Annotated in this window: 10 protein-coding genes; 3 read left to right on the forward strand and 7 right to left on the reverse strand. The window is 40.1% G+C overall.

Annotation, left to right across the window (positions count from 1 at the left end; genetic code table 11):
• Positions 1–61: 61 nt before the first annotated feature.
• A complete protein-coding gene (locus J8L97_RS11705; RefSeq protein ID WP_211049885.1) occupies positions 62–2,737 on the forward strand; it encodes a bifunctional acetate--CoA ligase family protein/GNAT family N-acetyltransferase in 2,676 nt (891 codons plus the stop codon).
• Positions 2,734–3,681, forward strand: a complete 948-nt coding sequence (locus tag J8L97_RS11710; RefSeq protein ID WP_409455159.1) for an ion transporter — start codon at positions 2,734–2,736, stop codon at positions 3,679–3,681. Before J8L97_RS11705 ends, J8L97_RS11710 begins: the two co-directional genes overlap by 4 nt.
• Here the strand turns inward: J8L97_RS11710 and J8L97_RS11715 are convergent.
• Genes J8L97_RS11715 through J8L97_RS11725 form a run of 3 tightly spaced genes read right to left on the reverse strand, consistent with a single transcriptional unit; the run spans position 3,678 to position 8,799 of the window.
• A complete protein-coding gene (locus tag J8L97_RS11715; protein ID WP_211049886.1) occupies positions 3,678–8,165 on the reverse strand; it encodes an EAL domain-containing protein in 4,488 nt (1,495 codons plus the stop codon). The two genes, J8L97_RS11710 and J8L97_RS11715, sit on opposite strands and share 4 nt — an antisense overlap.
• A 16-nt stretch (positions 8,166–8,181) precedes the next feature.
• The gene (locus J8L97_RS11720; protein ID WP_211049888.1) at positions 8,182–8,589 is read right to left on the reverse strand and encodes a GNAT family N-acetyltransferase; all 408 of its coding nucleotides are present in this window, start codon (positions 8,587–8,589) and stop codon (positions 8,182–8,184) included.
• Positions 8,590–8,592: 3 nt separating this feature from the next.
• Positions 8,593–8,799 carry a DUF3283 family protein gene (locus J8L97_RS11725; protein WP_211049890.1) on the reverse strand — a complete coding sequence of 69 codons (207 nt, stop codon included), beginning with the start codon at positions 8,797–8,799 and terminating at the stop codon, positions 8,593–8,595.
• 125 nt (positions 8,800–8,924) lie between these two features.
• On the opposite strand from J8L97_RS11725, the gene J8L97_RS11730 reads away from it, so the two are divergent.
• Positions 8,925–9,602, forward strand: a complete 678-nt coding sequence (locus J8L97_RS11730; protein WP_211049892.1) for a hypothetical protein — start codon at positions 8,925–8,927, stop codon at positions 9,600–9,602.
• Here the strand turns inward: J8L97_RS11730 and J8L97_RS11735 are convergent.
• The 4 genes from J8L97_RS11735 to zntR all read right to left on the reverse strand — a co-directional run.
• Complete coding sequence (locus tag J8L97_RS11735; RefSeq protein ID WP_211049893.1) at positions 9,599–9,847, reverse strand: DUF1289 domain-containing protein; 249 nt, start codon at positions 9,845–9,847, stop codon at positions 9,599–9,601. The genes J8L97_RS11730 and J8L97_RS11735 overlap by 4 nt on opposite strands.
• 205 nt (positions 9,848–10,052) lie before the next feature.
• The gene (locus tag J8L97_RS11740; protein ID WP_211049895.1) at positions 10,053–11,147 is read right to left on the reverse strand and encodes a 1-acyl-sn-glycerol-3-phosphate acyltransferase; all 1,095 of its coding nucleotides are present in this window, start codon (positions 11,145–11,147) and stop codon (positions 10,053–10,055) included.
• 105 nt (positions 11,148–11,252) lie between these two features.
• Positions 11,253–12,365, reverse strand: coding sequence for an SO_0444 family Cu/Zn efflux transporter (locus tag J8L97_RS11745; protein ID WP_211049897.1), 1,113 nt, complete (start codon positions 12,363–12,365; stop codon positions 11,253–11,255).
• The coding region (gene zntR, locus J8L97_RS11750) for a Zn(2+)-responsive transcriptional regulator (RefSeq protein ID WP_211049899.1) at positions 12,349–12,734 on the reverse strand (386 nt) is incomplete at its 5' end. The genes J8L97_RS11745 and zntR, both read right to left, overlap by 17 nt.

Consider the following 12,734-nt stretch of genomic DNA (forward strand, 5'->3'; position numbering starts at 1 on the left):
ATAGAGTGATACCTAACCGATGAGCCTAAACTGAACTTGAATTATAATAAGGAATTCTTTTATGAGCGTGAAACGCATAAGCCAGTTTTTTTCCCCTCGTTCAGTTGCAGTGATTGGTGCCTCAAACAATCCAGGCCGCGCTGGTTATATCGTCATGAGAAATTTACTACAAGGGGGCTTCAAAGGACCTATTATGCCTGTCAGTCCCAAGCATGACGCTGTCCATGGAGTACTCGCTTACCCAAGTATTGAACACTTACCACATGTACCTAGCCTTGCTGTTATTTGCACGAATAAAGCCACTTTGAATACAGTGATCAGAGAGCTTGGCCACCTTGGCTGTCAACACGCGATCATCATAGCAGCCGGCCTAAATACGCAGCAAAAAATATCTTTAAAGCACATAGCTAAATCAGCGAATGTAACATTACTTGGGTCTAACTGCCTTGGTTTACTAATCCCTCATTTGGGGTTAAACGCAAGTTTTTCTCATACTGTTGCTCAATCAGGTAGACTCGCGTTTGTTTCACAATCAGCCGCAGTGTGTTCAACGATTTTAGATTGGGCCAGAAACAAGCGTATTGGATTTTCTTACTTTGTCTCTGTTGGGGATTGCATTGACATTGACTTTGACGAGCTGCTCGACTTTTTAGGCCGAGACCCTAAAACCAAAGCAATTCTCTTATACATCGATAATATCGAAGATGTCAGACGGTTTATATCTGCTGCGCGTGCTGCTGCATTTAGTAAACCCGTCATCGTCATTAAAACAGGACGGACTCAAGCTGGTGCAGAAGCCGCTTTCATTCATACCGGGGGCAGCACTTCGGACGACGCAGTCTATGACGCTATGTTTCAGCGCGCGGGTATGCTGAGGGTGAATGACTTGCGAGAACTCTTTGCAGCGACACAAACATTAGCACTTCATCCCAAGCTCTTACAAATCGAACAATTAACCATACTCACCAATGGCGGAGGCCCCGCAATTATGGCCGTTGATACGCTGTTACAACATTCAGGGAAGCTAACTCAGCTGTCTCAACAAACGCGAGATGCACTCAATAAAGTGATCCCACAATCGGACATGACATCAAATCCTGTCGATATTTTCGGAGATTCAGCACCACAGCGTTATCAAAAAGCGTTAGATATTTTACTCAAAGCACCTGAAGTAAAAAACCTACTCATAATACACACGCCTTCAGCTTTAGCGCCTAGTGAAGATTACGCAGAAATAATTGCCACGACACTCGATAAGATACATAAAATGGCTCGACCATATGTCATAACAAATTTTATGGGTGAAGAGGCGGCATACGAAGCACGATATGTATGCGCAGAGCACGCTATTCCAACTTATCGGACACCCGAAGGTGCCGTGGGTGCATTTATGCACTTAGTTAGTTATCGTCGTAACCAAAAACACTTAACACAAACTCCTGAGTCCACCAGCGATGATGATCAAATCGACAGTCAAGCTGCCAAACTACAGGTCGAACATTTCATATCTCAAGGTTTTTCACACCTATCAACCCATTTAGCAAGTCAAATTCTCAGTCATTACGGGGTACACTGCATTGAAACGCTCATAGCGCTCACACCCAGTGAAGCAAAAGAGCAAGCTCAAGCGTTAGGCTTTCCAATTGCACTTAAATTGATCAGTGCCTCGATCCCTTCAAAATCTGAAGTCGGTGGCGTAGTGTTAAACTTAAATGATGCGCATGAGGTAGAGCAAACCGCTTTTGCAATGCTGCTACGCATCAAAGAAACATATCCACATGCCGAAATCGAGGGGTTCTCCTTACAAAAGATGGCACCCAGAGCTGGTGTTCAAGAGCTAAGAATTGCCGTTAAAACAGAGCAAAACTTTGGCCCCGTTATTTTGCTAGGAGAAGCGGGTACTGGGCTCGAGTTTTCCCAAGCAGCCGTTGCACTTCCCCCATTAAACATGAATTTAGCCAAATATCTAATCGCTGCGGCTCACGATAAAGGGGTATTAAAAGTGCGCACATTACCCGATAAAGTTGATAAATATCGCCTATGTGCGCTATTAACCCGAGTCTCACAGTTGGTTGTTGATCAACCTGACATTCACAGTATTGAACTAAATCCCATTTTGGCCAGTTCTGGCCAATTTCTTGTCTTGGATGCCGATATCACACTACAACCATACCAGCCTAAGCTTGGCAAAAAAAGGCTGGCAATTCGCCCTTACCCAAAGGAGCTTGTCACCCAAATCACACTTACAAACAATACCCATGCAATCCTCAGACCGATAAAACCTGAAGATGAGCGCACACACCAAGAATTTGATCAATCCCTCACGAAAGAGGATAGGTATAAACGGTTTTTTGGGGAGTTACCGCAGTTTAACCATGAACAACTCGCGAAGATGACACAAATTGACTATGATCGCGAAATGGCCTTTATAGTTTCTCAGCCCTATAAAAGCACATATAGAACACTGGGCGTTTCGAGAGTATTGATGGATCCAGATAACCACAATGCTGAATTTTCAGTTATCGTTAGGTCTGATTGTCAAGGACTTGGGCTTGGCAGAGTTCTTATGCAAGCGGTGATAAAACACTGCCAATCCATCGGTGTTGAAATGGTTGTAGGTATTACATTACCAGAAAATATCGGTATGATTGAGCTCTCAAAAAAATTAGGCTTTACTGTCACTCGTGATTTTTCTGAGGGTACAGTAGACATGCGATTAGAAATCAGCAAACTATGATGACAACATACAGAGAAAAAGTGGCTGCGCTGCTTGCAGGTCGCCGCCCCTATCAAAAAATGGGGGGATATTTAGATTTTTTTTTAATAGCGCTTATCATGATCAATGTGGTCGCCATTGTTTTAGAGTCGGTACCAGAGCTCACGGCACAGTATTATCACTATTTTTTACTACTTGAAGTCATATCTGTGGGTATTTTTAGCATTGAGTATTTGCTGAGGTTATGGTCTTGTGTAGATAATATTGATGCTAAACAACTTAGCGCCTCAAACTTAAAGAAGCGGCTAGCATACATTTTCTCTCCGCTCGCATTGATTGACTTAATGGCTATTTTACCCACTATTTTAATGATGTTCATTAGCTTTGACCTACGCTTTTTAAGGGTAATTCGGCTCTTCCGTATTTTTAAGCTCACTCGCTACTCAAGAGCAATGCAATTATTACTTGCCGCATTTAAAGAGGAAGGTAGTAGCTTACTCGCCGCATTTTTTATCATGTCTGTGGTATTAATAATGGCCTCGTGCGGCATTTATTTATTAGAGCATGACGTACAACCTGATAAATTTGGTTCAATCCCTGATTCTATGTGGTGGGCAATGGCAACCCTCACTACCGTTGGCTATGGAGATGTCGTACCAATAACGCCTATTGGTCGCTTTTTTGGTGGTGTAATTACATTATTAAGTATGGGAATGGTCGCCATCCCCACAGGCTTATTAGCGTCAAGTTTTGCTGAACAACTCAGAAAGCGCAGAGATGCATTTAATGAAGCGGTTTTACACAGCCTACATGATGGCGTCTTAGATGGACAAGAGCGGCAACATTTAGAAAGCTTAAGAGTGGAGCTTGGGCTCAGCCCAAGTGAAGCCAGCCAAGCAATAAAGCTCATGAGTAGTCAACGCGCTTACGCGACATATTGTCGCCACTGTGGCAACAAACTCTAAAAGCGATGTTGCCAAGTCAAAGCAAGTAAATCTGCGATTTTCTCTCCCAGTATTGGCTCACTAAAATGTGAGCCTTGAAAATAATCACAACCAAGTAAGCGTAAAAATTTCATCTGGGTTTTATTTTCTATACCATCAGCAATGCATTGAATACCTAAGCTATGTGCCAGTGACAAAATAGAATGAATGATCACTTCGTGTTCATTATCTACACCTATGTCTTGAATAAAGCCCTTATCAATTTTAAGCACATCAACCGGTAACTTTTTCAAATACGTTAATGAGGCATAACTTGTACCAAAATCATCCATAAACAATCGACACCCTAATACCTTCAACTGGTACATTCTCTCCAATGCATGAGGAATATCAGTCATCATCACAGGCTCTGAAATCTCAAAGACCACATGCTTCCCATCAACTTGCGTTCTTTTTAACGTACCCCCTATTTTGCTGATTAATTCTGGGTATTGAAAATCTAAAGGTGATAGGTTCACTGAAATATATAATTGCGGAGCGAACAAATGCCACTGTTTCAATTCAATTAATGCACGCTCTAAGGTTTGTAACATCAACTCACTAATTAACCCTGATTGCTCTGCTGCATCGGTCAATTCATCTCGCCGGTAAAGGGCATCTATAGGCCAGTGCAACATCACCTCAAACCCATCAATGACTTTACTCGTACCATTGATAATAGGTTGGTACAAGTTGCAAAACTCATTCCGTTGATTCGCCAGCTCAAGCATTTTGCTTATTTCAATGCCTTTTTGCACCTGCTCGTTTAGCTCAGTTTGATAAAACTGATAGTGATTACCATAATGTTTCATTGCGTGGTTTAACGCTATTTTTGCTCGGTCACTTAATGTAAACGCATTTAGGGCATCTTCAGGATACATAGCCACGCCAATACTTAACTGTATATTACAACTATGTTCTAGTACTTTAACAGGAGGTTCAAAACGGTTCATCAGACAATTGATATAGCGGGTAATTTGCGATATATCCTCTATTTGTTCCATTAATACGTAAAATTCTTGGCTCACTCCAATAGCCAGACTATCGTGATCTCGAAAACAGCACTTTAAGGTATTTGTCAATTGCTTAATGAGTACATCATAAAAATCGCTATCATAGCTATCCTGATAATGTTGTAAACGCTTAAACTTAATCGCCAGTACAGCCACTGGTTGCGTACTATACATTTGCTCTATTGCATGCTCTGTTCTGTCAATAAATAACGCTTTATTCGGTAACCCCGTCAAGGTGTCATAGTTTGCAAGTTGATATAATTCTTGCTCCGTTCGTTTTTGTGAAGAAATATCAGTTAAAACGACCACATAGTTATGCAGTTCTCCATTCACACCTTCTACCGCACTTATCTTGATCAAAACATGGCAAATTTGACTATTTGCTAAAATCAGTTGATCTTCAGCACTTATGTGCTCACCCATTTTTAAATCGGTCATGCGTCGTAAATAACGCATTCTCGTCTGACGACTTAATCCCAAGTGTAAATTCGTACTCGACTTTGGCTCTGCTTCAATATTAAATGCTTGTTGTAATGCTGTGTTGCACGCTTGAATGCGTAAATTTTTATCTAGTATAAACACCCAATCTCGCGTTTTCTCAAACGCCGCACCAAATAACCTAGCGCGCTCTTCAAACATACGTTCACGTGTCAAGTTGGTATAGGTACCCGTAACTCGTTCTGGGGTGCCTTCTTGCCACGCCATTACTTTGCCAAAATCTTTATACCAGCGCCAATGTCCCTTCGCATGCTTTAAACGATAAGTACAATCAAATACACCTTTATTTGTGGAAACAAATTCAAGCCACTCTAATCTAAAAATAGCTCTATCGTTGGGATGGATAAGTTGTAAATAATCATCCAAACAAATATTATTCTGTGCGTATTCCAATTCAGAAAACAGCCTCGGTTGGTAAATTAGTTGGCTGTGCAGGTGCCAATCCCAAACGCCAGAGCCGCTACTTTCTAGCGCAAGTTTTAAACGTGCCTCACTGTTTTGAGTTTCTTTATGGGCAGCAATAATCATTTGTTCAATTCGGCTTTTTCGATAAAGCCAAAGGCCAAAAATAAACAAAACAAGCATCAAGTATATGGCTAAAGCAATAGGAGAACGCCACATCGGATACCTCACACGAATATTCAATTTCGCGGGTTGAGTATAATCACCTGTTAAAGGGTCTTTGGCCCACACTTTCAGCTGGTAATTACCCGGATTAAGTTTAGGGAACGTCACTCGATTATTACCTCGAGTTAAGATTTTCTGACTCCCTGATATTTGATATTCATACACAATACTTTGTTGATAATTAAAGACCATGGCTGAAAAAGTCACCTCCAAACCAATATCATCATGGTTTAACACTATATCCCCAAACGTTTTCAAGCCATATGAATGCAACTTTCGTGACATGAGCTCTACTGAGGTAATATTTATGCGTGATAATAAAGGTTGCTTAGGGCGGTTTTCTCTTGGACTAAAAATAGTAAAGCCCTTCAATGAGCCATATACAACTCGACCATCTGATAACTTGATTGATGATCCGCCATTGAACTCATTAGTAAAAAGGCCATCCTTCGTCGTAAACTGCTGCAAATGCAAATTATCTGGGTCTAACCGCCAAATCCCTTTATGAGAAGACATCCAAATCATATCCGCTCTGTCTTGGTGCATACCGTACATAGGAGTACCAAGATTAAGCTTTTTTAGATCAATTGTATGGATCACTTCAAACCCATCAAGCGATAAACCCACCAGACCAAAATTAGAAAAAGCCAACCAAAGCACGTTATTTTTATCGACGGTGTAAGTGAGTAATGACACTGGTAGGTTTTCGTTAGCATCTGGCACTGCGTATATTTCTGTTAACTCAGATGTCACTGGATTCAAGCGATATAATACCCCACCGGAGTAATAGAGCGGATATGACGGTTCATCTGGTAAAGGGGCTAGAAACGCATAGGATAAAAATGGATTGCGCGCTGCAATGTCACCTTCAAGTTGTTTAAGTTCTTTATTATCAATATCATAATAATAAAAACCTTCACTGGGATGAATAAAATACAACCTCCCGTTAGGCATTAGTAACATACCATATAAATAGTCTTCAATCACTTTTTGATGAGCTGCGTTTTGCACTTGAGGACGACTGACTTCATACGTATTCGGATCGAATACAAATAAACCTCGGCTCGATTCTAGCCAAATTTTATCTTTATATAAATAAGACCTTGATATGGAAAATTCAGGCATCACAGCCTCCCCCATATACCCTTTTAAATAAGTTTTGGTTTCATTTGTGCTTAAATCATAACTGGTTAATCCGTCATTGGTGCTCGCCCATATTACTCCTTTGTATTCTAACAAAGACCACACCGTTGAATGAGAAAATCCAGTACCTTTTACTGAACCATTGTTTACATTATGAAAATGTGTTTTTCGCTTGGGAATGTAAAAAGCACCATCTCGCTTAGTTGCAACCCACAATGCTCCGTACTTGTCTTCAAGAAAATCAATGATACTATTATCGGTCAACGTATAACGGCTTTTTGAGATCCGCTCATCTCTTGTCAATACACCATCTATGGTATTAAAGTGCATCAAACCTTTATCAGTGCCTAGCAATAATGAATTTGGTTTAACCACAATTTTCCAAATATTTAACTCTTTGATTAAATGCTGATTTTCCCATTGATAATTTTCATCTGTAAGATCACCCAATTGACTAATATCAACTTGATATAGGCCATTTACAGCGCCAATTAATAAAGTATCCTCCCCTTGCAGCGCAAATGATTTAGTATGTAATTGTAAATTGTGCTCTGGTGTATCAACATGGGTTATTCTTTTCAGTATTTTTGAGTCTAAATGATAAACGAACGCGCCTTCTGAGGTTGCAATAAACAAATATTCATTCTTGCGTAACAGTTTTCTAACGTGCCCAGATTGCTTATCTATTGGCAAATGAACCTCAATAGACACTTTACCGGTAGAAATGTCGAGCAATGCAACGTTATCTCCGCGCCCTAACCATAATTGCGTGTCACTTTTGGACAGCATTTGATTCACCGACTGCTCAAGCATCTCTTCTTGCGACTGTGCGACTTCCAAATATTTTTGATATTTATCATGCTCGGAATCATAGCTGTAAAGGCCTAATCTACGAGAGGCTATCCAAATCCTATTTAATGGATCTTGATAAATACGATCAATCATCACCTCCTCAAGCTCTCCTTGAGGCCCTTTAACCCGTAAGACTTGATAACCGTCATAACGGTTTAGACCACCCTCGGTAGATAGCCACAAATATCCCTTATTATCAATAACTAAAGTATTAACATAACTTTGAGATAAGCCTTCTGAAGGTGATAATCGCGTGACTTCAGATGCCAATATATTGAAAGGGAAAAGGCTCGAGGATATTAATGTAATTAGGATAAATATCAAATATCTCATAGGTGTTAACGATTGATTATTTATAAATACACATCGCCACAATATCACGTTTTTGTCTAATATAATTAGAGAAACTTACGGATAAGTGATGTGGTAAGTTAGGACTATATTCAAACCCCAACTGGCGATAAAAGCCATCTAGCTTTCTATATGAAAATGTATACAAGACTTCATTTTGAGATTGTAATACGCTTGTGAGCAAGCTCTTTGCAAAGCCCTGAGAACGATATTCAGGGTGAACAAATACCGTTGATAAGAGTAATGCATCGTCTTTACTTTGTATTAGACAGCCAGCAATTATCTCCGTTGATTTAACAACCCAGCATTGATCTTGCTTAGTCGCCCGTCCTCGTACAGAGAATTGTTGGTAAAACTTATTTATCAGCGGAACAGACATTGGCGTGAGTTGTTTAACAACATACATCTTCTAACCTGCAAGCATAATACTAAGATAATACTCAAACCGCTGCTTTAAAACTGCCTGTTCAGATACGGGACGACTGTTAATTGTATCATATACCATCTCTCGAGAACGCTTTCCTCGTTTAATTTGGTATGCCCAAAATGACGATTCATAGTCTAATTGAATTTGATACTTTTCATGTCGAGGTAGTTTGCACAGATTAAAACTCATAGGTACATTATTGTGATTGTAAACGTTTGCCTAGTGTAACATAAATTATTAATTTGCTAGACTGACTTGAGCACCTTACTGAGAACTTAATAATTAATAAAACAAACATAGGATCTCCCATAATCATGCCTGTTATATATACGCTATGTTTTTTACTCTTTAGCTCGTTTGCATACAGTAATAATACATTGATATTTAATCGTCCTGCCGACACACCACAATCTAGGTATGTTATTGAGCTAACACGGCTTGTGTATAAAAATATCGGTTATGATATAAAAATTATCGACTTTAACTATCAAAGTGCATTGGTCGCCGCAAATGCAGGTGTCTTAGATGGGCAACTTGGTCGGGTCGATGGCGCGTCACAGCAGTATCCATCACTCATAAAAGTGGACTTCCCGTTACTTTCTTTTAACCTTCAATTCTTGAGTCATTGTCAAACGTGCTCAATACTAGACGCCCAATCGATTGTAATACAAGCATCACATTTGGCGCCAAAAGCGTATTTAGGCAAGCAAAATTACTTAGGTGAATTGATTCAAGTAAAAAGTAACTCTACACAGCTCAATTTACTAACCCAAAAAAAAGTCAGCGCTGCATTGGTAATCGAATTTCATATCAAAGAATACAAAGAAAAACTCCAGGAGCTCGGGATATTTAGCACAACACTAGATAAAATTAACCTGTACCACTATTTACATGAAAAGCACGCTCATCTAGTACCACGTATTATGACATCATTAATTGACTTAGATAAAAAAGGCACGGTATCCATGTTAAAAAATAAATATGGTATTTAAAAGTCCAACTGCTGCTGGTCGTCGGCTCCACTTTTTGGAGAAGTATTTGCGGTCTGCTTTGCCAAATAACGTTTATAACGCTGCTGGCATAAAGTAATAACATGCTTTTTTTGTTGCTCTGTCAATTGCCCCCATGCAAAACGCTCCTCCCTGCTGCGGTAACACCCTTTGCAATAACCCCGAGTGTTTACTTCACATATGCCTTTACAGGGATTGGGGATCTCAAATATTTCAATTTGTTCCACATTGGCTCACAGTTCATCTAGTCAATTCAGTGCACACATAGCTACATTACTTATTTGAAAGTATAACGATACGTATGCAAAAGATTTATCGTCTCTGATCAGTATAAACCTATTTTGAATAACAAATCATCTTCGTGAATTATCGCAAGCCAATCAAAACAAAAAACGCCACTAAATAGTGGCGTTTATACTTCAACTCGTTTACCTATAACGCTTTGCGTTTGAGCGGCTCTGCATACATAGCTAATACCTGTTGCTTAAGCTCTTCAGGCACTGATTCTAAACGTCCCATGAAATCTTGCTGCTCCTTAGGCGATACCTGTTGTTTATCTCCTGCCGCAATATAATTACTTGGATGTAAGTAATACTGCCCAATAATTTGTTTATCAATGGTTTCCGCTAACATCTCTGGCGAATCACACTCATCCTCAATTGGATGACCAAAAGAAATATGTACATGGCCTTTATCAGAACGGATCCCTTCTAAAATACTTTTTATGTCTTCACCATCCGCTTTAACATAGCTACCATGAAGCTGTTTATGTACAAGTTCTTTAGCTTTAGCAACAGCACATGGCTCATATTGATATGAAATCGAAACAGGCACTATCTTGAGCTGCTTAACGTACTCATCAAACGAAAGCTTTTGTTTTCGACCATATAATTGTAGCATTTTCAGCAAAGCTGGATCGGTTTGATCGACCCCGTCTTTTGCCCGCCCCTCTTTTTGGGCAATCCAAATTGATTGACCTGAGCTCAATGAATCAAAAATATAGCTTGATAAATGTGTTAGTGCTCTTAGCATCTCTTTTGGCGCTTTTGCCGAACGCTTAACTATAAAGCTCTTATTGAGTCGCATTAGCTCAGTAATATAAGGCACTTGCAATAAGTTATCACCTATCGCTATACGTACGGTATTCATGTTATGGCTGTGCAAACCCCAGTTCATTAAAGCTGGGTCCAACACGATGTCTCTGTGATTTGAAATAAACAAATAGGCCGATTCTTTATCAAGTGTCTCCAAGCCTGAGTAGGTCACTTTACTCGTCGTTTTTCTTACTAACATATCAAGATAACGTGCGACTTCGTCTTGCACCTGCTTAACAGAATTAAAACGACCCCATTTTCGACCTAACTTATAACGTACAAATGGACGGCATAACATAGACCATTTACTCAGCCACTCTGGCAAAGTGTATTTTACAATCACATCAATGAAGCTATTGTCAGCTACTAATCGACCTAAGGCCGACGCAACTTCTTCATCATTGTACGGTCTTATATCTGCGTATTTATCCACTAAACTGCTCTTTTTATTAAAAATTAAACGAAATAACGGGACTATTTTATCGCGCTATTGACTGTTAAGCTAAGATTAACAAGTCTGACCACCCTGCTACTAACATTAAGCGATTGATGCTTTAAGCTTTTTGCTAATATCAAGCAGCACTAATCGTAACATCAATAAACACAATAATACGCCACTGAGAGTTGATATCCAAGTCGGTAATATATCGTGCTGCATTGCCACCGTCGTCTTCACATTAAAGTCATACGCCATAACTAAGTAATCTGTTAAATAACCAAATAAGACAGCAACCCCTATCACACCGATTAAATAAGCAATTACCGCTCGTCGACCTAGCTCTTTGCCAACGACCCCTAATGTCGCAATATTCGTCGCGGGTCCAGCTAACATAAAGACCAGCACAGCTCCTGGAGAAACGCCCGCCATCAACAAACCCGCAGCAATCGGCGTTGAGGCGGTAGCACAAATATACATAGGAATACTCACTAGAATCACAGCCACCATTGCCATCAAGCCGCTCCCCCATTGGCTTAAAAATGATGCAGGTACAAAGGTCTGCACAAGTGCAGCAAAAAACAGCCCTATAATCAGCCACAACATTGTATCTGATAACAGCTTATTACAACTGAATTTAATTGCCTGCCACACTTTACCTAAAAATTGCATTTTTTCTGGTTTTGATGAAGCACAACAGGTACTTTTCTTTTCGGTCTGTGCCTGTTTAGGCGCACAACAACTATCATGCACATGTTGTTGTGTGTCATGACAGTGTGATGAGTTAGATGGCTCATGCACAGGAGGTGCAATATCTGACTTATCTCTTCCAACAAGTACGCCTGCAACAACCGCACTGAACACAGCTGCAACAGGCCTAATAATAGCCATAAATGGCCCTAATAAAACATACGAAATAGATACTGAATCAACCCCAGTTTCCGGTGTTGATACCAAAAATGCGGTCGTTGCACTTTTTGATGCACCAGCGCGCCTAAGACCAATCGCTGCGGGTATTACACCACACGAACAGAGCGGCATGGGGGCACCAATGAGGGCTGCCTTCAAAGTTGTCCAAAATCCTTCCTTACCTAAATGACGCTGTAGAAAATCAGTCGGAATAAACACATTTAATATTCCAGCAAGTAATAAACCAAGCATCAGCCAGGGCGCTGATACAAGAAATAATGTCCAAAAGTTATTTATAAGTAACATCTATATCCTCCAATGCTGTCAATATAGAACAATAGTCCGCACTCTCTTTACCACCACAGCAACGATTTGCCAGTATTGTGAGCGACTGCTCAAAGCGTTGTAAGTCTGAAATTTTTTGTCGTACCAAGTCACGTTTTTGTAGTGTAATCGCTTTTACTTCTTCACAACGGCGCTGCTGTTTTTCAATTTTTATTTGCAGCAGCTCCTGAATTTCTCGCAAACTAAATCCGACTTCTTTAGCGCGTAGGATAAAGTGCATTTGCTTTAGGTGGGTCTCATCGTACAAACGATACCCAGCGTCGTTTCGAGAAGAAGGCGTTAACAAACCATGCGTTTCGTAATAACGTAACGTGTCTGTCGTTACGCCTG

This window comes from Pseudoalteromonas sp. MMG012 (assembly GCF_018100875.1).
GTDB lineage: Bacteria > Pseudomonadota > Gammaproteobacteria > Enterobacterales > Alteromonadaceae > Pseudoalteromonas > Pseudoalteromonas aurantia.